Annotated in this window: 20 protein-coding genes and 1 pseudogene; 8 read left to right on the forward strand and 13 right to left on the reverse strand. The window is 71.0% G+C overall.

What is annotated here, in order from left to right; all coding sequences use genetic code 11:
- The 4 genes from D452_RS0105000 to D452_RS0105015 form a co-directional block, all read right to left on the reverse strand.
- Nucleotides 1-273 (reverse strand): GNAT family N-acetyltransferase (locus D452_RS0105000; RefSeq protein WP_017543048.1); only part of this gene is annotated, 273 nt, incomplete at its 3' end.
- Between the two features lie 193 nt (nucleotides 274-466).
- Complete coding sequence (locus tag D452_RS0105005; RefSeq protein WP_017543049.1) at nucleotides 467-835, reverse strand: VOC family protein; 369 nt, start codon at nucleotides 833-835, stop codon at nucleotides 467-469.
- A gap of 174 nt (nucleotides 836-1,009) precedes the next feature.
- Nucleotides 1,010-1,693: a response regulator gene (locus tag D452_RS0105010; protein WP_026128981.1), complete on the reverse strand. Its 684-nt coding sequence runs from the start codon at nucleotides 1,691-1,693 to the stop codon at nucleotides 1,010-1,012.
- Entirely contained in the window at nucleotides 1,690-3,351 is a 1,662-nt protein-coding gene (locus D452_RS0105015) for an ATP-binding protein (RefSeq protein ID WP_026128982.1), read from the reverse strand. Before D452_RS0105015 ends, D452_RS0105010 begins: the two co-directional genes overlap by 4 nt.
- Nucleotides 3,352-3,570: 219 nt before the next feature.
- Between D452_RS0105015 and D452_RS0105020 the strand changes: the two genes are divergently transcribed.
- From D452_RS0105020 to D452_RS29200, 4 genes are all read left to right on the forward strand, one after another.
- Nucleotides 3,571-4,563 carry a Bug family tripartite tricarboxylate transporter substrate binding protein gene (locus D452_RS0105020; RefSeq protein WP_017543052.1) on the forward strand — a complete coding sequence of 331 codons (993 nt, stop codon included), beginning with the start codon at nucleotides 3,571-3,573 and terminating at the stop codon, nucleotides 4,561-4,563.
- Nucleotides 4,560-5,192: a tripartite tricarboxylate transporter TctB family protein gene (locus D452_RS0105025; protein WP_017543053.1), complete on the forward strand. Its 633-nt coding sequence runs from the start codon at nucleotides 4,560-4,562 to the stop codon at nucleotides 5,190-5,192. Before D452_RS0105020 ends, D452_RS0105025 begins: the two co-directional genes overlap by 4 nt.
- Entirely contained in the window at nucleotides 5,192-6,739 is a 1,548-nt protein-coding gene (locus D452_RS0105030) for a tripartite tricarboxylate transporter permease (protein WP_017543054.1), read from the forward strand. The genes D452_RS0105025 and D452_RS0105030 overlap by 1 nt, the downstream gene beginning before the upstream one ends.
- 214 nt (nucleotides 6,740-6,953) lie before the next feature.
- Nucleotides 6,954-7,502, forward strand: a complete 549-nt coding sequence (locus tag D452_RS29200) for a hypothetical protein (RefSeq protein WP_017543055.1) — start codon at nucleotides 6,954-6,956, stop codon at nucleotides 7,500-7,502.
- A gap of 36 nt (nucleotides 7,503-7,538) precedes the next feature.
- Here D452_RS29200 and hppD read toward each other — a convergent pair whose 3' ends face one another.
- The 5 genes from hppD to msrA all read right to left on the reverse strand — a co-directional run bounded on the left by hppD (nucleotide 7,539) and on the right by msrA (nucleotide 12,506).
- Entirely contained in the window at nucleotides 7,539-8,585 is a 1,047-nt protein-coding gene (gene hppD, locus D452_RS0105040) for a 4-hydroxyphenylpyruvate dioxygenase (RefSeq protein ID WP_017543056.1), read from the reverse strand.
- A 219-nt stretch (nucleotides 8,586-8,804) separates the two neighbouring features.
- Nucleotides 8,805-9,683, reverse strand: coding sequence for a phosphorothioated DNA-binding restriction endonuclease (locus D452_RS0105045; RefSeq protein WP_017543057.1), 879 nt, complete (start codon nucleotides 9,681-9,683; stop codon nucleotides 8,805-8,807).
- 161 nt (nucleotides 9,684-9,844) lie between these two features.
- A complete protein-coding gene (locus tag D452_RS0105050) occupies nucleotides 9,845-10,864 on the reverse strand; it encodes an acyltransferase (RefSeq protein ID WP_017543058.1) in 1,020 nt (339 codons plus the stop codon).
- A gap of 432 nt (nucleotides 10,865-11,296) precedes the next feature.
- Entirely contained in the window at nucleotides 11,297-11,635 is a 339-nt protein-coding gene (locus D452_RS31070; protein WP_017543060.1) for an MmyB family transcriptional regulator, read from the reverse strand.
- Between the two features lie 181 nt (nucleotides 11,636-11,816).
- Entirely contained in the window at nucleotides 11,817-12,506 is a 690-nt protein-coding gene (gene msrA / locus D452_RS0105065) for a peptide-methionine (S)-S-oxide reductase MsrA (RefSeq protein WP_017543061.1), read from the reverse strand.
- Between the two features lie 111 nt (nucleotides 12,507-12,617).
- Here msrA and rarD point away from each other — a divergent pair, with 111 nt between their 5' ends.
- The 3 genes from rarD (at nucleotide 12,618) to D452_RS0105080 (ending at nucleotide 16,026) form a co-directional block, all read left to right on the forward strand.
- Nucleotides 12,618-13,541 (forward strand): EamA family transporter RarD, encoded by a 924-nt coding sequence (rarD, locus tag D452_RS0105070; RefSeq protein ID WP_017543062.1) that lies wholly within the window; start codon nucleotides 12,618-12,620, stop codon nucleotides 13,539-13,541.
- Nucleotides 13,542-13,659: 118 nt separating this feature from the next.
- Nucleotides 13,660-14,529: a hypothetical protein gene (locus D452_RS0105075; protein ID WP_017543063.1), complete on the forward strand. Its 870-nt coding sequence runs from the start codon at nucleotides 13,660-13,662 to the stop codon at nucleotides 14,527-14,529.
- A 195-nt stretch (nucleotides 14,530-14,724) separates the two neighbouring features.
- The gene (locus D452_RS0105080) at nucleotides 14,725-16,026 is read left to right on the forward strand and encodes a hypothetical protein (RefSeq protein ID WP_017543064.1); all 1,302 of its coding nucleotides are present in this window, start codon (nucleotides 14,725-14,727) and stop codon (nucleotides 16,024-16,026) included.
- Nucleotides 16,027-16,291: 265 nt separating this feature from the next.
- Here the strand turns inward: D452_RS0105080 and D452_RS0105085 are convergent, their stop codons facing one another.
- From D452_RS0105085 to nuoL, 4 genes and pseudogenes are all read right to left on the reverse strand, one after another.
- Nucleotides 16,292-17,296 (reverse strand): polyprenyl synthetase family protein, encoded by a 1,005-nt coding sequence (locus tag D452_RS0105085; RefSeq protein WP_017543065.1) that lies wholly within the window; start codon nucleotides 17,294-17,296, stop codon nucleotides 16,292-16,294.
- A 140-nt stretch (nucleotides 17,297-17,436) separates the two neighbouring features.
- Nucleotides 17,437-19,098, reverse strand: a complete 1,662-nt coding sequence (gene nuoN / locus D452_RS0105090) for an NADH-quinone oxidoreductase subunit NuoN (protein WP_017543066.1) — start codon at nucleotides 19,096-19,098, stop codon at nucleotides 17,437-17,439.
- Entirely contained in the window at nucleotides 19,095-20,738 is a 1,644-nt protein-coding gene (locus tag D452_RS0105095) for an NADH-quinone oxidoreductase subunit M (RefSeq protein ID WP_017543067.1), read from the reverse strand. Before D452_RS0105095 ends, nuoN begins: the two co-directional genes overlap by 4 nt.
- Nucleotides 20,739-22,605 (reverse strand): annotated as a pseudogene (gene nuoL / locus D452_RS27730) (NADH-quinone oxidoreductase subunit L).
- Here nuoL and D452_RS31650 point away from each other — a divergent pair.
- Nucleotides 22,550-22,678 carry a hypothetical protein gene (locus D452_RS31650; RefSeq protein WP_275040709.1) on the forward strand — a complete coding sequence of 43 codons (129 nt, stop codon included), beginning with the start codon at nucleotides 22,550-22,552 and terminating at the stop codon, nucleotides 22,676-22,678. The pseudogene nuoL and the gene D452_RS31650 sit on opposite strands and share 56 nt — an antisense overlap.
- The last annotated feature ends 22 nt before the right edge of the window (nucleotides 22,679-22,700 follow it).

A 22,700-nucleotide genomic window follows, 5' to 3' on the forward strand; every position in this document is an offset into this window, starting at 1 on the left:
GGCCGGGTGCGTCCAGTACGACACCCAGCCGAGCCCGTGCGTACGGCTGGTGACCGAGACCTGCGCGTGCCCCAGCACCCGGTCGGTCCCGTCGACCACCGCGAACCCGTGGACCTCCTGCTCCGCGGCCAGGACCGCCCTGCGCGCGACCCACTCCAGGGCCTCATCCCGCGTCCGCGGCACCTCGGTCTCCTGGCGGGACAGTTCGTCCCAGCGGAAGGCCTCCAGCAGCCGGTCGGCGTCGCCCCGGTTCCACTCACGTAGGCGGTACAACCGCAACCCCTCTCACCAACGGTTCGGATCGCGCCAACCTAGAACCACCGCCCGGCCGAGGCAAGCACTTTTACCCCCTCGTCGACTCCGCGCCCCCACGCCTGGCCGCACCGGCGCGGCCTGATCCCACCCTCCGAACCCCTTCCCGTGGGGGCCGCTCCAGGGGTGCGCTGGTGGAGCACGTCCCGACGGATCAGATCGGGACGTGGCTGACAGCTTCCACGTTGTTGCCGTCAGGGTCGCGGACGAAGGCGCCGTAGTAGTGCTCGTGGTACTCGGGCCAGAGCCCGGGTTCGTGCAGCACCTCGGCACCGGCCCCGACCGCCGCCGCGAAGAAGGCGTCGACCGCCGCCCGGTCCGGTGCGAGGAAGGCGATGTGCGACTCCCTCGCCGGTCCCTCGGTCTCGCTGGGGGAGATCCAGAACTGGGGGTGCTCGGTGCCGTAGCCGATCACCGGCCCGAACTGGAGCATGCGCCCGTGGCCCAGAGTGGCGAGGACGGCGTCGTAGAAGGCGGCGCTGGCTTCGGGATCAGCGACCTGGATACCGAGGTGATCGAGCATGCCCCGAGTGTGCCACGCACCGCCGACATCTCCGAGGAGGCCGGGGCCCGGGTCACCGGGCTCTTCGAGACCGAACTCGGCTTCCTGTCAGGCTCGTTCCGTACTGGCTCACCGCGAACGGGCCCTGGCTGAGGAACATCGGTGGCAGGCCGGAGAGGCCTGGCGGGCCCGGGGTCAGGCGACCCAGCGGTAGAGGTGCTCGGGGCGACCAGCCGACCCGTAGCGCATGCGGAGTTCGGCTCGGCCGTCGGCGCACAGGTGCTCCAGGTAGCGGCGCGCCGTGACCCGGGAGACCCCGGAGCGTTCGGCGACGTCCGACGCGGAGACCTCACCCTCCGCCTCGCGCAGCACGCCCGCGACCAGGTCGACGGTGGCGGAGGTCAGGCCCTTGGGCAGGGAGCGGGCGGCGGGCGGGCGCAGCAGTCCGAACAACCGGTCCACGTCCTGCTGCGTGGCCTGCCGCTCCCCCTCCATCTGGCGGCGCGCCACCGCGTAGCGTTCGAGCTGGTCGCGCAGGGCGCTGAGCGGGAACGGCTTGAGCAGGTAGTGCACCGCCCCGCCGTGCAGCGCCGCGCGGACCTGGGCGATGTCGCGAACGGCGGTGATCATCAGGAAGTCCGGCTGCGGAGCGTCCTGGGCGGCGGCCGAACGCAGGGTGTGCATCACCGATATGCCCGAGGCGTCCGGCAGGTGGAGGTCGAGCAGGACGAGGTCGGGCCGGTGGCCGCGCACCTGGGCCAGGGCCGCGGCCGCCGTGTGCGCCACCCCGACCACGGTGAACTCGGGCACGGACTCCACCAGCTCCTGGTGGTTGCGGGCCACCCGGACGTCGTCGTCGACGACCAGCACGCGGATCACCGGGCCACCGCCGCCGTGACCACCGGCAGGCAAACGGTGAACACCGCGCCCTCCTCGGCGTCGGGTGCCTCCATCTCGATGCTTCCCCCTCTGCTCTCGCACACCTGTTTGACCAGCGCCAACCCCAGGCCGCGGGTGCCTCCGTCGCGGGAGGCCTTGGTGGTGAACCCGTATCGGAAGATCTCCTCCGCCAGCTCGTCGGACACCCCCTGCCCGGAGTCGGTCACCCGGATCTCCAGGAGGTCGTGCGGCAGCCCGGTGTCGGCCACCGTGTGCAGGCGCACCATCAGTTCCACCCAGCCGTTCGGGGTGACCGCGTCCAGGGCATTGTCCACCAGGTTGCCCAGGGTCAGGAGCGCGTCCGAGCGCAGGTCCCCCTTGAGACAGACCGGGACGCTGGTCATCGGGGAGAGCCGCAGGTCCACACCGAGCTCCGAGGCCTGCGCGGACTTGGCCAGTGTGAGCGCCGCCAGCGCGGGGTCGCGGACGTGTTCGGCCACGCCGCTGGAGGTGCGGGTGTGGGTGGCGGCGAGGTCGGCCAGGTAGGCCCTGGCCTCGTCGTGGGCGCCCAGCTCCAGCATCCCTGCCACGGTGTGCACCCGGTTGGCGAACTCGTGGGTCTGGGCGCGCAGCCCCCTGGTGACGGTCCGTGCCCCGTCCAGCTCACCGGTGAGCCGGTCCACCTCGGTGCGGTCCCGGAGGGTGACCACGGCCCCGGCCTCCTCTCCCCGGATGCGCACCGGCATCCGGTTGGCGACCAGCACGCGGTCACCGGACAGCAGGATCAGGTCGTCCCCGGGGTCCGCGCCGGAGACGATGTCTCGGGCCCGTTCGGACAGGCCGAGCTCGTCGAGGCGGCTTCCCTCCACTCCCCTGGGCAGTCCGAGCATGGTGCGGGCGGGCGGGTTGACCAGCAGGATCCGATCATCGCGGTCCACCGCGAGCACTCCCTCGCGCACGGCGTACAGCAGGGCCTCCCGGCTCTCCAGCAGCGCCGTGATGTCGGCCGGCTCCAGGCCGTGGGTCTTGGCGCGGACCTGCCGGGACAGCACCCACGAACCGCCCACGCCCAGGACCAGCACGAGCGCGGTGGCGGCGAGGATGACCGGGATCGAGGCGCGCGCGTCAGTGGTGGCGCTGGAGTCCAGGATGCCCAGGGACACGTATCCCACGATCTCCCCCTGGGCGTCGCCGCCGTTCACCGAGCCCCCGCCGGAGAACACGGGGATCTTCGCGCGCACCGTGCGGCCCTGGGTTCCGTCCTGCACGCCCGTCCACTCCGTGCCGCGTACGACGGGGCCGGGCGGGGTGGACACGGTCTCCCCTATCCGGCTCTTGTCCGGGTGGGTGTGCCGGGTCCCGTCGGGCGAGGCGATGACCAGGTAGTCCGCGCCGGTGGCGGAGGAGATGCGGTCGGCCAGCGGGTCGAGGTCCTCGGAGGGGTCGACCGTCTGGAGGCCCTCGACGACCTCGGGCAGGACCGCGACCGAACGGGCCACGGTGAGCACCCGTTCGGCGTACTGCCGGTCGGTCTCGCGGTCGAGGTGGATCGCCCAGAGGGAGCCGATGACCGCGAGGGCCATCGCCAGAAGACAGACATATCCAATGAAAAGGGACCCGGTGAGCGTGAGGCGACCGGGTGCGGGATGTGGGTTCATGAGCACTCCAGTGGCCGGGTGGGATCTCCCGGCCGGTGAACGCGCAGGTCGGCGTCGCGCGGTCAGCTTCGCAGACACGCTTCACGAACAATACGACCAATATGACTCCAGTTTTAACAAAGGCCTCACATGGGCGTGCCCACGGTCACACTGTGGTCTGGATCTCCCCTGCGTCCGCGCACCGGGAGACGTGCACGGACACTCAGGAAGGAGAGGACGATGCGCGATCGTGGCGTGCCGCTCCGCGTGGCAGGAGGGCTCTGTGCCCTGCTCCTCGTCGGGACGGCACTGTACGACGTACGTCAGAGCGCCGCGTCCGGCGACGGGGCCCAGGAGAAGGTGCTGCTCATCGCACCGGCCGGCCCCGGCGGCGGCTGGGACACGCTGGCCCGTGAGATGCAGAACGGCCTGCGTGAGGAGGACCTGCGGTTCAACGTCGAGGTCCGCAACGCCGAGGGCGCGGGTGGCACCATCGGGCTGGCCCAGACCGTGGGCCGCGACGGCCAGGACAACGTGCTGACCATGACCGGACTGGGCATGGTGGGCGCGGTGGAGACCACCGGGTCGCTCTACACGATGGAGGACGCGACCCCCATCGCCCAGCTGGCGTCGGAGTACCTCGCGATCGTCGTTCCCAAGGACTCCCCCTACGAGACCATCGACGACCTCGCCGAGGACTGGAACGAGAAGTCCGGGACCCTGCCCGTGGCGGGCGGCTCCATGGGCGGCGTCGACCAGATCTTCGCCGCGCAGGTCGCCCAGTCCATGGGGATCTCGCCCGGCGAGATCAACTACCTCCCGTACTCCGGTGGCGGTGAGACCCTGACCTCGCTGCTCTCCGGCACGTCGAAGGTCGGGTTCGGCACCCTGGGCGACTTCAGCGACCAGATCGAGGACGACGGCCCGCTGCGCGCGCTCGCGGTCTCCTCCCCCGAACGCCTGGACGGCGTGGACATCCCGACCATGATCGAGCTCGGCTACGACCTCGAGATGTCGAACTGGCGCGGGGTGATCGCCCCTCCCGGCCTCTCCGAGGACGAGGCCGACGAGCTGGAGGCGCTGGTGCGGGAGCTGCTGGCCACCGAGTCGTGGGCGGACACGCTGGAGCGCAACCGGTGGACCGACACCTACCAGGGCCGCGCCGAGTTCGAGGAGTTCCTCGACGAGGAGGTCGCCCTGACCCAGGAGACCGTGAAGGAGCTGGGACTGTGACGTCCGACGACACCCGCGTCAGCGCCGAGGCGGCGGAGACCGCCGGTACAGGCGGGACCGACGAGGCCCCGACGGTCGAGGCCGCCGAGGACCTCCGGGCCGACGTGGACCAGACGACCGGGACCGACGAGGCCGAGGCACTCGACCCGGAGACCTCGGTCTGGCGCGGCCCGACCGCGTGGGTGATCCCCGCGCTGGTCGCGGTCCTGGGCGCCGTAGCCCTGTGGGGCGGCCTCACCATCGAGGCGCCGCCCAACGCCACCCGGCCCGGCCCGGGCGCCTTCCCCGGCACCGTGGGCGTGCTGCTGCTCGTCACCGCCGTGTGCATGACCGTGGTCAACCTCCGCAACCGGAACACGGGCGACGGCACCTCCACTCTGGGCTGGTTCGAGAGCCGCCCGGTCCTGCTGGTGCTGGCGGGCCTGGTGGTCCACGTCGCGCTGCTGGAGTTCGTGGGCTGGCTGCTCGCTGGCGCCCTGCTGTTCTGGATCGTGGCCTACGCCTTCGGCGCCCGCGCCTACCTGCGTGACGCGATCGTGGCGCTGTCGATGTCCGCGGCGGTCCAGGTCGGCTTCTCGCTCGGCCTCGGGCTCAGCCTGCCGGGCGGCTTCCTGGAGATGGTGCTCTGATGGACACTCTGATCAACCTCGCGGACGGGTTGGCCGCGGCGCTGACCCCCCAGAACCTCATGTGGGCCTTCCTCGGTGTGCTGCTCGGCACCGCCGTGGGCGTCCTGCCGGGCATGGGTTCGGCCATGGCCGTGGCCCTGCTGCTGCCCGTCACCTTCCGCCTCGACCCCACCAGCGCGTTCATCCTGTTCGCCGGTGTGTACTACGGCGGCATGTTCGGCGGTGCCACCACATCGATCCTGCTCAACACCCCGGGCCAGGCGTCGTCGATCGCCACCACCTACGAGGGCCACAAGATGGCGCTCAAGGGGCGGGCCGCCCAGGCACTGGGCACGGCCGTGATCGGCTCGTTCGTGGCGAGCGTCATCGGCACGCTGGTCGTGGCGCTGTTCGCCCCGGTGATGGTGTCGTTCGCGCTCAACTTCGGTCCCGGCGAGTACTTCGCGCTGACGGTCTTCTCATTCGTTGCGGTGGCCGCGGTCGTGTCCGGCTCGGTGGTGCGCGGCATCGCCTCGCTGCTCATCGGTCTGGCCATCGGCTTCGTGGGTATCGACGGGCAGAGCGGCGCCGCCCGGTTCGACTTCGGTTCGTCCAGCATGCTGGACGGGATCGACATCGTGATCGTCACCGTGGGCCTGCTCGCCCTCGGCGAGGTGCTCTACATCGCGGCGCGCGGGAAGTCCGCGCCGAACTTCGCGGCGATCCGCACCGGCCGTCCGTGGCTGGGCCGTAAGGACCTGCGCCGCTCCTGGAAGCCGTGGCTGCGCGGCACCGCGATGGGCAGTGCCTTCGGGCCGATCCCCGGCAGCGGCGCCGAGATCCCGACCTTCCTGTCCCTGGGCCTGGAGCGCAAGCTCGCCGAGCGCCGTGAGCGCCGGACCGGGGAGAAGAGCGAGTTCGGCCAGGGCGCGATCGAGGGTGTGGCCGGCCCGGAGTCGGCGAACAACTCCAGCGCGGCGGGCACGATGGTCCCGCTGCTGGGGCTGGGTCTGCCGACGTCGGCGACGGCGGCGATCATGCTGGCCGCCTTCCAGCAGTACGGACTCCAGCCCGGTCCGGTGCTGTTCGAGCGCAACGCCGACCTGGTGTGGACCCTGCTGGCCTCGCTGCTGATCGGCAGCGTGCTGCTGCTGGTGATCAACCTGCCGTTCGCGCCGCTGTGGGCGAAGCTGCTGAAGCTGCCCAAGCCGTACCTGTACGCGGGTATCACGCTGTTCTCGGTGCTGGCGGTGTACGCCATCAACACCTCGGTGACGCACCTGGTGATGCTGCTGGCCATCGCCCTGCTGGGCCTGGGGATGCGGACCTTCGGGGTCCCCGTCGCCCCCGCGCTGATCGGCGTGGTGCTGGGTCCGATCGCGGAGACCGAGTTCCGCCGCGCGCTGGCCGCCTCCTCGGGCGACCCGTCGATCCTGGTCGGCAGCGGTATCTCGATCGGGCTGTACGTCCTGGTCCTGATCGCGGCCCTGGTGCCGCTGATCTCCCTGGTGCGCCGCCGGAGCGCGGCCCGCAGGGCCGAGGCCAGGGAGACCGCGGACCGGGTCTGACCCTTCTCGGGCCTGCCCCTCCCGTTCCCCAACGGCCCCCGGACATCCGTCCTCCGGGGGCCGTTCCCGTGTCCGGGAGGGGGCTGGCCCCAGACGTGGCCACTCGCGGACACCCGGAGCAGGAGCGCCCTCACGGAGCGCTGTCCCCGGCTATCCTCGGGGAGCTCCAAAGCCACCGCCCCCTGGCCCGGGCCCGAGAGGAAGACTCCCCCCTTTGCCCTCATCCCGTCGACGCGGCCGGAGCCTGCTCAGCCCGAGCGGCTTCGCGTTCGTCGTCCTGTGCTTCTTCCTTCCCTTCGTCACCCTGTCCTGCGAGAGCGGCATGGGGGACCTGTACGTCACCTACACCGGCCTCGACCTGGCTCTGGACCGCGCCCCGACCGTCGAGGGCAGCGCCGCCTCCCTGGCATCGCCAGAGGCGTTCCGAGCAGGGGCGATGACGCTGCTCCTGGTCTCGCTCGTGCTGTCCGGGGTCGGGTTCCTGGTCACCCTGCTGGTGGGCCACCGCCCCACCCAGATGCTGCTGGGCCTGGTCTTCGCCGTCCTCGCGCTCGGCGCCCTGACCACCGACCTCTCGCTGCTCTACCAGGAGCACAACGGCGGCCCCCGGTCCGACGCCCTGGGGTTGGCCACCACGCAGAGCTCCATCGGTGTCGGGCTCTGGGCCACCTTCGGGCTGCTGGCCTTCCTCGTGCTGTTCCACCTGTTCGGGTTCGTCGGATCCCTGCGTGAGCGCGGCGTCCGACCCTCGCCGGGGGCATAGGCAACGGAGCCCCGACCGAGGCCGGGGCTCCGTTCCTCAGTCCTCGCGTCCCTGCTCCACCGCCTCGTACAGGGCGCGGATGTTGCCGCTGCCGAAGGTGGTGGCGCCCAGACGTTCGATCACCTCGAAGAACACCGTGTTCCTGGGGTGCGTGGAACGGGCGAAGATCTGGAAGAGCTGGCCGTCGTGGTCCTCGTCCACGAGGATGTCCAGCTCGCGCAGCTCGTCCACGGAGTGCCTGCGCAGGTCCAGCCGCTCGCCCAGCAGCCGGTAGTAGGCGTCGGGAGTGGCCAGGAACGCCACCCCGCGTTCCTGGAGCCGTCCCACAGTAGTCACCGCGTCGGCCGTGCTCAGCGCGATGTGCTGCACCCCGGGGCCACCGTGGTCACGCACGAAGTCGTCGATGTGGCCCGGGTCGAGGTCCTGGTCCGGTTCGATCAGGGTGAGGGTGGCGTCTCCCCCCGCGGAGCGGACGATGCGGGAGACCATCGCCTGCGAACCGACGACGATGCGCTCCTCGAAGATCAGCTCGAAGCCCAGGACACTCCGGTAGTACTCGACCGCCGGGTCGAGCCGCCCGGGTTCCAGACACACCGCCAGGTGGTCGACAGTGAGCAGTCCGAGGTCGGCCGCGCCGCCCCCGGCCATCGGAGACAGACCGGGCAGGCGGCGGACGTCGGTGCCGGGCGGGCGTTCGACGAAGGTGTGCGTCACGTCCCCGAACCCGCCGACGGTGGCCGTGACCACGCCGTCCCGTTCGGTGGGGGCGGCCACCGACTCCGCGCCCCGGGAGACCGCGAGGTCGTGGGCGGCCCAGGCGTCCTCGGCGGTGAGGGCGATGTCGGCGACCCCGTCCCCGTGCGCGCGGACGTAGTCGGCCACGGGGTGGTCGTCGGTGAGCGCCTGGGTGAACACCATCCTGATGTCACCGGTGCCCACCATGGTGGACCGCTCGGTGCCGTTCTGGACGCTCTCGGCCAGGGTGCCCATCCCGTACCCGTCGCGCATGCGCAGGGCGGCCTTCTCGGCGTCCGCCGTGTGGATTCTGAGGTGGTCGACCGTCAACCCGTGCAGGGCCGTCATGGACTCTCCCCCTGGAAGTCAGGTGATCCGCGCGCTGGACGCGCCACGGGAGTCCCGAGACTATGCAGCGCCCCTCCACCGGGAAAGGCACCGTGAGTACCCGGATCGCTACCCATGGCAATGGTTCACGGTCACCAGGCCACGCCTGTTGTCGGAGTGACACAAGGGGTTACCAAAGTTGCTGGGCGAACCGGGTGTCCGGGTGGCCCGGTCCCGGACTCACACGGCGGGCACCCGTTCGCGCGCGGGTCCTCGGAAGACCTGGTGCGTGTGCCACTCCAGGTGGTCGGCGGACACGGTGGGCAGACCGCGCTGCGGACCGAGCACCCGTGCCCCGGCCAGGGAGAGCACCGCTCTCTCGGCCGCGGGGGAACGGCTGGCGAACCGGGTGGAGACCGTCACCGTACGGTCCGCGGACGCGCCGAGCACACCCTTGTCGAAGAGCAGGTGGTGGATGGAGCACAGGCACAGCCCGTTGGTGAGGTCGTCCGGACCGTCGAAGGCCCACCAGCGAACGTGCGCAGCCTCCAGACCCACCGAGGCGCCGTCGACCAGCCCTTCGTAGCCGCAGAAGGCGCACCGGTACTCGTAGGCGGTCAGCACCAGGGAGCGGAATCCCGGGTCCCGCCCCTGGGCGGTCTCCCCGCGCACCGGTTCGAGGTCCAGCCCCACCTGGGCGAGGATGTCGGCGTGCAGGGAGGGCTCGAAGTTGCCGTCGAGGAGGAGCCGGGCGATCCTGGCTCGCAACGCCGGGTCCTCGTCGAGCGCGGCGGACAGGTCCGGGGCCAGCCCGCCCCTGGCGCCGCCGCGCAACTTCGGGGCGCTCGGCCCGGGCGAGCCGCCCCCTCCGGGTGTGGTGACCCTCCACAGGCCGTCGCTGGCGAGGTAGTGGAAGGGGTAGGCGGAGGTGGTCCGCCGGGCCGGGCCGAACTCCCTCAGCAACCGGTCGAGGTCGGCCTCGACCTCGCCGTACACCAGTTCCCGTCCGCCGCGCTGGTGGTGCCCGAGCGCGTACAGGAGCAGGAGGTGTTTGTGCGGGGCCTGGTAGCCGTCGCGGCTCCAGCGCCTGATCGAGCCGACACGCTCCAGCCAGTCCATGGCCCCGACCCTAGACCCCGCCTCTTCGACTCACACCGCCCACCCGACCCGTCGCCCGTCACCGCCCCCGACGGACTCCACGGCGCGGTCTCCCCGCGATGTCACCGGGCCGCCTCTCGCCGCACCGACGACGCTCGCGTCGGGCATCCGGGAGGCAGGAACTAGACCGTGGCGCGCAGGAGCGGGATCCGCTGGGCGACGGCCACCAGCACGAGGCTGATCAGCGTGGTGGCGACGGCGTACCCGGCGGCTGTGGTGAGCCCGACCAGCCCGTCGGGGGTCCCCCCGAGGTCCCGCAGCGTGTACAGCACCATGACGTGCACGAGGTAGACGCCGAAGCTCAGCGCGGACAGCACGGCGATAGCCCGGTTCACACGGTGCCCGGCACCCAACTCCGCCAGCCGGGTGCCCCAGGCGCGCAGCAGCAGGAAGGCGCCGACCGACGCGACGATCATGGTCGGGGACAGGAAGTCGTAGACGTACTCGGCGCCCGTCCCCCACTCGCCGACGGACGCGGCGGCGGCCCAGGCGCCCAGGACGGTCCCGGTGGTGCCCAGCACGAACGCCACCGAACCGTGGAGGGCGTCGCGCGGCCCGGGCCCCCGGTCCGTCAGCAGCCAACCCAGCAGGTAGTAGCCGAGGAACGGCAGGAACCTGGTCGCGACGGTGACCCCGCCGACCCCGTCGACCAGGGCGGACACCTGGTCGACGACACCGATGGAAAGGGCCGCGCCGGCGAACCACCACAGGCCCGTGCGCGAGGTGTGCGCCACCACGGTGCGGAGGAACGGCGTGAACACGTAGAGCCCGGCGATGACGTACAGGAAGTACAGGTGGATCGAGGGCGACCCCGAGGCCGCCTGCGCCAGGGAGTCGGGGAACCCGAGGCCGTCACGCCAGAACTGCCACAGCAGGTAGGCGCCGGTCCACACGAGCAGCGGCACACCGATACGGGCCCACCGTTTGCGGTAGAACCCCCGGACGTCCTCGTCGCGAGGGCGCAGCAGCAGCGCGCCGCTCATCATCACGAACACCGGCACGCACCAGCGCAGCGCCGCGTCCACCACGTGTGCCGCCCACCAGGTGGGGCCACCGAGGTCGGTGTAGGTCGTGCTCACGAACGGCGAATAGGCGTGCACCAGCACGACGGCCGCCATGGCGGCCACACGCGCGAAACCCATCCACGCGGTCTTGGAGACCGCCGGTGCGGCGGGTCCCTGCGGAGACGGGGCTACGGCGTTCTGGGGGGCTTCATCGACTCGCACACCTTCACCGATATCTGTTCGTTACCTGAAACGCAAGTCAGGATTCCGTTACCCGGGGTAAGTGATCCAGCCTTTTCCGTGGTCAGCACCCTCTCCCGGCGCCCACAGGAAGACGGAGAAGTTCACCGGCCACACGCCGCGAAGGGCGCACGGGCGGGTCGGAGCATCCTGACAGACACACGCGGGGGCGGCAACAGGGCGAGGATCACCGCCGCCCGCTCCTCGATCAGGCTGCCGCTCGCGTCCCACAGGAGCACGAACAGGACGGTGTGCGCCGAAGTCGACGATCGGTACGAGTGCGACGGCACACAGCAGTGCCACACCCCCGCGCCTCAACGGGATCGCGAGTCAGCTTTTCGAGGTCATTTCCTGGATGCCGATGGCGGACAGGAGATCGACCTTGTTCCTGGCGTCCGCGTCGTGCGGGGTGTCCACCACGAGGCGGAGGTTCGTGCCCTGGGTGGTGAGCACATCGGAGTCGAAGGCGATGTCCCCCACCTCCGGATGCGCGACGATCTTGTGATCGCCCTGGTGATCGCCCACCGACCGGAGCGCCCAGAGTTCACGGAACCGGTGACTGCGGTTGAGCCTTGAGACCAACGCCCCGATGTCGGGGTCCTTCGGGTACCGGCTCGTCGTCGCGCGCAGGTCGGCGACCAGTGACTCCTCGTACGCGGCACGCTCCACGGGGACGCCGCGACCGGCCCCCGACCCCGGCAGAACTGAACCGACCCCCGGGATTTGGCCTGAGAAATCAAGTTCCCACTCCCGGGGGTCGGTTCGCAGAAGCCGGGAACCTCTGCTTTTCGGCTGCTGGTCGAGCCGTCGTTCGAGCGTTCGCGGGCGTACTCGCAGGTGCTCGGGCGTACTACTCGGCCGAGCGCGCAGAGTCCGCGTCGTTCGAGGTCACGACCCCGATCGGGCAGCTGGCACCGGTGCCGCCGATCCCGCAGTACCCGTTGGGGTTCTTCGCGTCGGACAGGTACTGCTGGTGGTAGTCCTCGGCGAAGTAGAAGGCCTTCAGCGGAGCGATCTCCGTGGTGATCGGGCCGAAGCCCGAGCGGGTGAGGACCGGCTGGAAGGCGTCGCGGGTGGCCTCGGCCGCCTCGCGCTGGGCCTCCGAGTGGTAGTAGATCGCCGAACGGTACTGCGAGCCGACGTCGTTGCCCTGGCGCATGCCCTGGGTGGGGTCGTGGCCCTCCCAGAACACCTTGAGGAGCTCCGTGTAGGTGATCCGCGCCGGGTCGAAGACCACCCGGACCATCTCGGTGTGGCCGGTCAGGCCGGAGCACACCTCCTCGTAGGTGGGGTTGGGCGTGTAGCCGCCCGCGTAGCCCACGGCGGTGGTGATGATCCCGTGCTCCGCCCCCAGCCTCCAGAAGGTGCGCTCCGCACCCCAGAAGCAGCCCATCGCCACGTCGGCGATCTCGCTGCCCTCCGGATAGGGCGGGGTGAGCCGGGTGCCCAGCACCGTGTGGCCGAAGGGCACCGGCATCGCGGTGTCCCGGCCGGGAAGGGCCTGGGCGGGGTCGACCATGGTCGTCTTTCTGCCGAACATGTCTCCAGGCTATCCGGCCCGTCCAGGCGTTCCCGGGGGCGTGCGCGAAGGTTGTCCACAGGCTGGGACGAACAGGAGACAGTTGGGCGGATTCGTCCTACCATTGCGGTTGTGTCGGAAACCAACCGCGGTGTCGTCCTCGGGGCGACCGCCTTCCTCCTGTGGGGCTTCGCGGCCCTCTACTGGCCCTTCCTCTCCGATTCCGAACCCGCCGAGGTCCTCGCCCACCGCATGGTGTGGGCGCTCCTCGCGATGTGCGTGTTCCTGCTGCTGGCCCGGCGTGGCTGGTCCTGGCTTCCCCAGGTGCTGCGCAACCCCAGGCAGCTCCTGCTGGTCGGGGCGGCCGCGGTGCTCATCTCGGTGAACTGGTGGGGCTTCATCTACTCGGTCTCCACCGCCCAGACCCTCCAGGCCTCGCTGGCGTACTTCATCAACCCGCTGATGACGGTCTGCCTCGGCGTGGTCTTCTTCGCCGAACGCCTGCGTGCCGCCCAGTGGGTCGCGGTGGGCCTCGGTGTGGTCGCGGTCGTGGTGATGACCGTCGCCTACGGCTCCACCCCCTGGCTCTCACTGCTGATGGCCTCGACGTTCGCCGCCTACGGGGCGGTGAAGAAGTACGTGAGCCTGGACGGGATGCAGAGCCTGACCGTCGAGACCCTGGTGATGTTCCTGCCCGCGCTGGGGTTCGTGGTCTATCTGGAGGCCACCGGGGCGGGCACCGCCCTGTCGGTCTCGACCGGGCACACCGCACTGCTGGTGGGCGGCGGGTTCGTGACCGCGCTGCCCCTGTTGTTGTTCGGGCTGGCGGCGCGCAAGGTGCCGCTGAGCGTGATCGGCATGCTCCAGTTCATCGCCCCGACCATGATGTTCGTGATCGGCTGGCTGGTCCAGGGTGAGGACATGCCGCTGAGCCGGTGGGGCGGCTTCGTGTTCGTCTGGCTGGCGGTGTGCGTGTTCGCCTTCGACCAGGTACGCAGCTCACGTGCCCGGTCCGCGGCGCGTCGCGAGGCGGCCCTCGCCGAATCAAGACCCTGACCTGGAGTTCCCGGTTTCGGTCATTCAAAACTACCCTCGGTGACACTGTGCTAACGTCAGGTCGTGGGCGTCGGGCTCTGCCCCGCCCCGACCTGGTCACACGTCTCGGAGGGTCCCCTTGATTCCTCGCACCAGCCGAACCGGCACGCTCCGTGCCGCCTCGGCCGCGTGCGCGGCGGTGCCCTCCGCGATCGGCCTCCCACTCCTGTTGGGCGCCTTCCTCGCCGTGCTGTGGTTGCTCTGTGCCGCACCGGCCCAGGCGGACTCCGCCTCGTCGGGCTCCGGCGCCCTGGGGGCCCCGGTCTCCGAGACCGCCACCGCCACCGGCGAGGCCCTCGGACTGGGCGAGGCCCCGGCCCTGGACTCGGTCGTACCCGAGAAGGTCACCGAACCGGTGACCACCACGCTCGGCACCGTGCACCAGCGTCTGGAGAAGCGCACGGTCGAAACCGCCGAGGCCGCCGTCAGCCTGCCGGAGCCCGCCGTGGCCGAGGTGCGCGGCTTCGTCGCGGAGATCGACCGCACCCGCGAGGAGACTGTCGAGCGCGGCCTGGCCCAGAGCCTGCCGATCACCGAGTCCCGGGCCTCCCGCGCCTCCGACTCGGACGAGGGCGAGGACGGGGAGACCGGCGCGGACCGGGCCGCCGAAGAGGACGAGGGCTCCGAGCCCGCCGAGCAGTCGGAGGGTCACGGAGTGCACGTGCTCCCCTCGGTCACCGCTCACCACGCCTCCACCGCCCCGAGCACCGCGACGCCCGACTCCGAGCAGGAGGACGACGACCGCGCCACCGAACACCAGCGCGTACAGCCCGCCACCGGGTCCCCCGCGCCCACCGCCAACGGACCGGCGCCCGCGCCCTCCGTCGCCGGATACCTCACGGCCGCGCCGCTTCCCGCGCCCGCCGCCGACGCCGTGCGCCTGGCCGCGCACCGGCTGCACACCGTGCCCGCCGACCCGGCCGACGACCTCACGGTCTCGCCGGACTAGCGAACGGTCCCGCCCCGGGCGCACGACGCGCCCCCGGACCGTTCCCAGCACGTACTTCCTGGGAGCTGACCTGAGTCCCGTGCCCTCGTTCACGTGATTCACGTCAGCCGGTGGTCCGCCCCGGCTCCCCACGACCGCCGTCCACGGCGTCGCGGTCGTCCTGTTCATCCAGAGCTTCACCAGGGAAGGAAAACCATGACGCACACCAAGCGCTTCTCCGCCCGAGCAGTACTCCTCGTCACGGGCACCGCGGGCTTCGTGGCCCTCGGCGCCGGTGTCGCCGGAGCCGAGGCCCTGGCCACCCCGATGCAGGAGCTCTCGCCCGTCGTCGAGCGCGCCCTCGTCGAGGGCGTGGCCCCGACCATGCACGTGCTGGCCCCCGAGGGCGTCACCCCGATCGCGGACCGTGCGCTGAGCGAGCTCCAGGAGACCGCGAACGCCGAGAAGCCCGCCCCCGACCTGGGCGCCATCCTGCCCGACTCCCCGCTGTCCGAGACCGTCACCAAGGCGCAGGACGCCACCGGCCTGGACGGCGACCCGCACGACACCGTCGGGCACACGGTGGGCCGGAACGTGGAGTCCGCCGCCCAGGACGCCGGGACCGTCGTGGAGGACACCGCCCGCGGGGCGGGCGCGTCCGCCGAGTCCACCGCCTCCGAGGTGCTGCCCCACACGGTCCAGGCCGCCGCCGACCTGCGCGACGAGATGCTGGTCCTGCCCGAGCTGGACGCCACCCGGCTGCCGAGCCTGGAGGACCGCCGCCTGCCCGAGCTGAGCGAGGCGCCCTCCCTGAGCGAGGTCACCGACCTGAGCGGCGTCACCGACCTCACCGGCGACAACGCCCTGGTGCTGAACGACCTCAACCCGGTCAGCGCCCTGTCCGAGCCCAAGCCCACGCCCGTCCACACGAGCGCCGCCGTCCCGTCCGAGGGCGCCGACCTCACCGCGCCCAACATGTGGGACCTGGCGGCCGCCTTCGGCCTGGAGACCCCGAAGCAGATCCAGGACGTCGTCGAGGCCACCGAGCTGACCGCCGACAACTACGTGAACCTCGGCGAGGAGGAGGTTCTGGGCATGGTGGGCAACCGCGCCTGGGAGGGCCGCGACCTCACCACCGTTCCGCAGAGCTCCCCGCGGACCCCGGGCGGCGAGGCCCCGGCCTTCGAGACCCCCAAGGTCACGGACCTGACCGACGCCCTGCTGACCGGTGCGTCCGACCTCGGCTCCGCTGACCTGCGCTCCGCCGAGCCGGTCTCGCTCCAGGGCCCGCTGGCCGACGCCCAGCTGCCCCAGGTCGCCGAGGGCATCGACACCACCACCGCCGAGGACCTGGTCAACGGCCTGAGCCGGGGCACGGACCTGCTCAACGACCTGGACACCAGCGACCTCGTCTCCATCGAGGGCGGCACCGCCGAGCAGGAGACCCCCGAGGGCATGGTCCAGCACCCCACCTTCATGGACCTGCCGGGTTCCGAGGCCCTCCCCCTCGTGCGCTGACCCCTTCCGGTCCCACTTCGCGGCGCCGCCCCACGCACCGGGGCGGCGCCGCCGTCGTTTCCGGCCGGGAACCCCGGCACCGGACGTGCGCCCCGAGCGTGATCTCGGCCCGCTCGCGTGCCCGGCGGGAGCTTCCCGCCACGGAGGAGTGTCCGAGCGCCCCGCCGCCACCCTCTGACGGCTCCCGAAGGGCCACACACACGCGCGGGCCCCGCCTGGAACCGGGGTTCCGGACGGGGCCCGCGCGTGTCTCGGGGCGGGTGGATCAGCCGGAGCGCTCCACCACGTAGTCGCACAGGGCCAGGAAGGCGTCCCGCGCCGGGATGTCGGGCAGGGTCGTCAGTTCGTTGCGGGCCCTGTCGGCCCAGCCGCGCAGCGTGGCGTCGGCCTCGGCCATGGCCGGGTGCGGACGCAGCAGCCCCAGGGCCTCCTCGGCCTCCGTGTCGTCCAGCGGACGCCCCAGCAGCGACTTCAGCCGCTCGTCGGCGGGGTCCACCGAGCGCATCGCGTAGAACATGGGCAGCGTCAGCACGCCCTCGCGCAGGTCCGTGCCGGGCACCTTGCCGGAGTCGGCGCTCTCGCTGGCCACGTCAAGGATGTCGTCGGCCAGCTGGAAGGCCATGCCCAGCGCGTCGCAGGCGCGGGTGAGGGTGCTCACCGTCTCCGGGTCGACCTTGCCGAACATGCCGCCGAACTCCGCCGAGGAGGCGATCAGCGACGCCGTCTTGTCGTCGATGACGTTCAGGTAGTGGTCGAGCGGATCGATCCCGTCGCGCGGCCCGGAGGTCTCCAGGATCTGCCCCTGGACCAGTCGCGCGAAGGTCTCGGCCTGGAGCCGGACCGCCTCGGTGCCGAGGTCGGCGAGCATCGTCGAGGCCTTGGCGAACACGTAGTCGCCGGTGAGGATGGCGATGGTGTTGCCCCAGCGCTGGTTGGCGCTGGGCTCGCCGCGGCGCAGCTCCGCCTCGTCCATGACGTCGTCGTGGTAGAGGGTGGCCACGTGGGTCAGCTCGACCACGGCCGCCGCCGGGATGAGGTCGGGGACCCGCGGATCCCCGAAGTGCGCCGCGAGCAGCACCAGCATGGCGCGGAAGCGCTTGCCTCCGGCGGCCAGCAGGTGGGAGGCGGCCTCGGTCAGCATGGGGTCGCTGGACCGCACCGACTCCCTCAGCAGCTCCTCGACCTTCTCCAGGTCGTCCTGGATCTCCCGGGCGAGGGTCGGGTCGACTCTCGGCAGAGCGAGAAAACCGCTCGGGACAGCACCGCTCACCGTAAGGCTCCACCTGTTGAACGGGCGTGCTGGCGGCCCCCTCGGGAGGGGACCGCCACACGCTCAGCACATGAACATGATCCGACTTGCCACGGTATCCGACCCGGAATGAAGGTCCAAAGCCACACCCGGGTCGACGGTCACTCGCCGGTGGGTACCTCCGTGACCTGGTCGACCATGACCGCAGCAGGTTCCTGACCCGGCTCACCGGACGGCAGAAGGGTGTCCAGGAAGGCCCCCGGGAGGATCCCGAGCGCCAGGGTCGCCGCCACACCCACCGTGATCACGCTGCCGGTGAGCATCCCGGCACGGGCCACCGTCGGGCCCTCGCCCTCGGAATCCCGGAAGAACATCACAACGATGATCCGCACGTAGAAGTACGCGGTGACGGCGCTGCTGAGCACACCGACGACGACCAGCGGGGTCGCGCCCGCCGCCACGGCAGCCTCGAACACCGCGAACTTCCCGATGAACCCGCTGGTGAGCGGGATACCAGCGAAGGCCAGCAGGAACAGAGACAGCGCCAGGGCCAGGCCCGGGGACCGTCGCCCCAGACCCGCCCACTTGTCGAGGTCACCGAGCTCCTGCCCGCCGTCCCTGGTGCGCACCAGGGTGACGACGGCGAAGGCGCCCAGCGTGGTGAACCCGTAGGCGGCCAGGTAGAACATGGCGCCCGCGAGGCCCTCGACGCTGCCCGCGACCACGGCGGTGAGGATGAACCCGGCGTGCACCACCGAGGAGTAGGCCAGCAGCCGCTTGACGTCGCGCTGGGTGACCGCCACGACTGCGGCGACGACCATCGTCAGGATGGCCACCGTCCACAGCATCGGTTCCCAGAGCTCCACCGAGGTGCCGAACGGCACGAAGAACACCCGCAGCAGGGCACCGAAGGCGGCGACCAGCGTGCAGGAGGCCATCAGCGCGGTGATCGGGGTCGGGGCGCCCTGGTAGACGTCGGGCTTCCAGTTGTGGAAGGGAACGGCGCCGACCTTGAACAGCAGGCCGATCGCGACCAGGCCCACGCCCATGAGCAGCAGCGGCTCGCCGTTGCCGTCCTGGAAGATCTCGGCCCCGCCGGACTCCACGGCCTGGCGGATCACGCCGAAGTTCACCGAACCGGCGTAGCCGTAGACCATGGCGATCCCGAACAGGAAGAACGCCGAGGAGAACGCGCCCAGCAGGAAGTACTTGACCGCGGCCTCCTGCGAGAACAGGCGGCGCCTGCGGGCCAGCCCGCACAGCAGGTACAGCGGGAGGCTCATGACCTCCAGGGCGATGAACATGACCAGGAAGTCGTTCGAGGCCGGGAACATCAGCATGCCCAGCACCGCGAACAGCACCAGCGGGTAGACCTCGGTGTGCTGCGAGCCCGCGAGGATGTGCGTGCGCTCCTCCTCGCTGCCCGGAACCGTGGCGGCCTGGGCGGAGAACGCGTCCCTGCCGTCCCTCCGCTCGGCGATCAGCATGAGGCTGATCAGGGCCAGCACCGTGATGGTGCCCTGGAAGAACAGCACCGTGCGGTCCACGGCCAGCACGCCGTTGGCGATGGTCGTGCCCTCGCCGACCGCCTCCACCTGGAGGACCAGCAGGAGGAAGGCGCCCAGCAGCGCGACCGCCGTCAGGACGATCTGCGCGGTGCGGCGGGAGCCCTTGGGCCAGAAGGCCTCCAGGAGCACGCCCAGCACACCGGCGCCGAAGAGCACCAGGAACGGTGCCAGCAGCCACCAGTCCAGGACCGGCGGAGCCTCGGTGACTCCGTGGAGCGCCGGGGGCGCCCCGTCCGCGAGATTGAGGGGGATCACTCCTCGTCTCCTTCCGCGTCGCCGTCCGCGACCGCCACCTCGGTGTCGGCCTCGGCCTCCACGGTGCGTTCGACGGCGGGGTTGATCACGTTGAGCAGGGGCTGCGGGTAGACGCCGAACGCGATGATCAGGGCGATCAGCGGGGCGACCGCCCAGGTCTCACGCCCGGACAGGTCCGGCAGCTTGGCCAGCTTCTCCGGGGTGGGACCGGTCATCGTGCGCTGGTACATCCACAGGATGTAGAGCGCGGCGAGGACCACGCCGAGCGCGGCGACGATCGCCGGGACCGGGCTGAAGGCGTAGACGCCGACGAACACCAGGAACTCGCTGACGAAGGGGGCCAGGCCCGGCAGCGCCAGACCGGCCAGACCCGCGATCAGGAAGACCCCGGCGAGTTTGGGCGCGACCTTCTGGACGCCCCCGAAGTCCTCGATGCGGGCGCTGCCCCGTCGGGCGACGAGGAAGCCCACGATCAGGAAGAGCGCGCCGGTGGCGAACCCGTGGTTGACCATGTAGAGGGCGGCCCCGGCCTGGGCCTGCTGGGTCAGGGCGAAGATGCCCAGGGTGATGAAGCCGAAGTGGGACACCGAGGTGTAGGCGACCAGGCGCATCATGTCGCTCTGGCCGATCGCGAGGATCGCACCGTAGAAGATGCTCACCAGGCTCAGCGCCACCACGGGCCACACGAACCACGAGACCGCGGCGGGGAACATCTCCAGGCAGTACCGGAGCATCCCGTAGGTGCCGACCTTGTCCAGCACGCCCACCAGCAGGACGGCCGTACCGGGGCTGGACGACCCGGCCGCGCTGGGCAGCCAGGTGTGCACGGGCCACATCGGGGCCTTGATCGCGAAGGCGATGAAGAACCCGAGGAAGAGCCAGCGCGCGGTGGCCGGGTCGACGGCCGCGAGGGCGCCGCCCGGATCGGTCAGCTCGGTCCACAGGAAGGTGCCGCCGATGACATACACGCCGATCACCGCGACCAGCATGATGAGGCCGCCGGCGAGGCTGTACAGCAGGAACTTCATCGCGGCCTTGGCGCGGTCCGCGCCGCGCCCGTAGCGCCCGATCATGAAGTAGACCGGGATGAGCATGGCCTCGAAGAACACGTAGAACAGGAAGACGTCGGTGGCGGCGAAGACACCGATCATCATCGCCTCGAGCGCGAGGATGAGCGCGAAGTAGCCGCGCCCGCCGTCGTCACGGTCGTCGTGTTCCCGCCAGGCGGCCAGCACCACGAGCGGCACGAGCACCACGGACATCAGGATCAGCACGAGGGCGATGCCGTCGACGCCGACCGCGAAGTGGACCCCGAAGTAGGGGATCCACGGGTGGACCTGCTCGAACTGGAGGCCGCCCGCCCCCGAGGTGTCGAAGTTCAGGGCCATGGCCACGACCAGGAGCAGGGTCGCGACGGAGAAGCCCAGGGCCAGGCGCTTGGCGAGCTCGGCTGAGGCCGCCCCGCCGGTGGCGGGACGGGCCTTGGTGGCCGTGGCCGTGCCGGAGCCGGACTCGGCGCTGGCCGCGACCGAGGCCGAGGCACCGCCCGAGGCCGCCGGGGCCTTGACGCGCGGCAGCGCCCAGATGACGGCCGCGCCGATCGCGGGGAGCGCGATCGCGAGAGTGAGCCAGGGGATCATTTAGAACCTCACAACCAGCGTCGCGGCGACGATCACGGCGCCGATGAGCATGGTGAGCGCGTAGGTGCGGGCGAACCCCGTCTGTGTCCTGCCGAGTCCGGTGGAGGAGTCGCCGACCCCGGCACCGAGCCCGTTGACCGCGCCGTCGATGACCTTGTCCTCGATGACGACCAGCGCCTTGGTGAGCACCTGGCCGGGTCGCATGAACAGGCCCTCGTTGATCTCGTTGCCGTACAGCTCGTTGCGGGCCGTGTTGGTGACGAGGTTGCCCTTGGGCGCGGTGCGCGCCACGGGCTTGCGCAGGTACATGAACCACGCCAGGGCGACACCCAGGACCAGCACGACCAGGGCGGCGATGCCGTAGGGCGCGGTGAAGGCGTGGCCCACGGTGAAGTGGTGCGGCTCGGCGCCGATGGCCGGGGCGAGGAAGCCCGCGAACCGGTCGCCGAAGACCAGGAAGGCGCCGAGGGCGACCGACCCGATCGACAGCACCACCATGGGGGCGGTCATGCTCACCGGCGACTCGTGCGGGTGCACGCCGTCGTCCCAGCGCTTCTTCCCGAGGAAGGTCATGAAGACCATCCGCGACATGTAGAAGGCGGTGAGCGCGGCGCCCACGATGATCGCGGTGCCGAAGACCGCCCCGGCGGTCCCGCCGATGCCGAAGGCGGCGGAGATGATGCTCTCCTTGGTCCACCAGCCGGACAGGAACGGGACACCGATGATGGCGAGGTAGCCGAGGCCGAAGGTGGCGAAGGTGATCGGCATCTTCGACGCCAGGCCGCCGTACCTGCGCATGTCGACGTCGTCGTTCATGCCGTGCATGACCGAACCGGCGCCCAGGAACAGCCCGGCCTTGAAGAAGCCGTGCGTGATCAGGTGGGCGATGGCGGCGACGTAGCCGACCGGGCCGAGCCCGGCGGCCAGCACCATCATGCCGATCTGGCTCATGGTGGAACCGGCCAGGGACTTCTTGATGTCGTCCTTGGCGGAGGCGATCAGGCCGCCCGCGAGCATGGTGGCGGCACCGACCGTCATGACGGCCGTCTGCGCCACCGGGGCGCCCTCGAAGATCGGTCCGGCGCGCACGATCAGGTACACACCGGCGGTGACCATGGTGGCGGCGTGGATGAGCGCCGACACCGGGGTCGGGCCCTCCATGGCGTCCAGCAACCACGCCTGGAGCGGGAGCTGCGCGGACTTGCCGCAGGCGCCCAGGAGCAGCAGGAGGCCGATGGCCAGGAGGATGCCGTCGCTGGCACCGGGGACGGCCGCGAAGACGTCGCTGAAGCTCACCGCGCCGAGCACGGTGAACATGATCATGATCGCCACGAGCAGGCCGATGTCGCCGACCCGGTTGATCAGGAACGCCTTCTTGGCGGCCGTGGCCGCCGTGGGCTTGTACTGCCAGAACCCGATGAGCAGGTAGGACGCGAGGCCCACACCCTCCCAGCCGAGGAAGAGCAGCACGAAGTTGTCCGCGAGGACCAGTACGAGCATGGCCGCGACGAACAGGTTGAGGTAGGCGAAGAACCGCCGCCTGCCCGGGTCCTCGGCCATGTAGCCGAGGGAGTAGACGTGGATGAGCGAGCCCACGAAGGTGATCAGCAGGACGAAGCTGATCGAGAGCGGGTCCACCAGGAGGTTGATCCGGGCGGAGAAGTCACCCGACGCGAACCACTCGTAGACGGGGACGGAGACGCTCCGCTCGGCCGCGCCCCGGCCGAGGAGGTCGAACAGGGCGAGGACCGCCCAGACGAAGGAGCCGATCGGCAGGGCGGGGGCCAGCNAGCAGCGGCCCCCACCCGTTGGTGCGCCGCCCGCCCAGCAGCAGGATCGCCGCGCCCGCGAGTGGCAGGGCGATCAGGAGCCAGGCGTTCGACAGCACCGCGCTGTCGGCCGTGGTCGCCACCACGGGTTCGGCGGCGAGGTACGCGTGATGTTGTGTCACTGCCACGTCGC

The organism is Nocardiopsis prasina DSM 43845, assembly GCF_000341265.1.
GTDB classification, from domain to species: Bacteria; Actinomycetota; Actinomycetes; order Streptosporangiales; family Streptosporangiaceae; genus Nocardiopsis; species Nocardiopsis prasina.

Excerpts from the sequence above, each read along its gene's own strand:
- D452_RS0105005 (WP_017543049.1), bottom strand. The coding sequence starts at position 835 with ATGCTCGATCACCTCGGTATCCAGGTCGCTGATCCCGAAGCCAGCGCC.
- D452_RS0105015 (WP_026128982.1), bottom strand. The coding sequence starts at position 3,351 with ATGAACCCACATCCCGCACCCGGTCGCCTCACGCTCACCGGGTCCCTT.
- D452_RS0105020 (WP_017543052.1), top strand. The coding sequence starts at position 3,571 with ATGCGCGATCGTGGCGTGCCGCTCCGCGTGGCAGGAGGGCTCTGTGCC.
- D452_RS0105030 (WP_017543054.1), top strand. The coding sequence starts at position 5,192 with ATGGACACTCTGATCAACCTCGCGGACGGGTTGGCCGCGGCGCTGACC.
- hppD (WP_017543056.1), bottom strand. The coding sequence starts at position 8,585 with ATGACGGCCCTGCACGGGTTGACGGTCGACCACCTCAGAATCCACACG.
- D452_RS0105045 (WP_017543057.1), bottom strand. The coding sequence starts at position 9,683 with ATGGACTGGCTGGAGCGTGTCGGCTCGATCAGGCGCTGGAGCCGCGAC.
- D452_RS0105050 (WP_017543058.1), bottom strand. The coding sequence starts at position 10,864 with ATGGGTTTCGCGCGTGTGGCCGCCATGGCGGCCGTCGTGCTGGTGCAC.
- msrA (WP_017543061.1), bottom strand. The coding sequence starts at position 12,506 with ATGTTCGGCAGAAAGACGACCATGGTCGACCCCGCCCAGGCCCTTCCC.
- D452_RS0105080 (WP_017543064.1), top strand. The coding sequence starts at position 14,725 with ATGACGCACACCAAGCGCTTCTCCGCCCGAGCAGTACTCCTCGTCACG.
- D452_RS0105095 (WP_017543067.1), bottom strand. The coding sequence starts at position 20,738 with ATGATCCCCTGGCTCACTCTCGCGATCGCGCTCCCCGCGATCGGCGCG.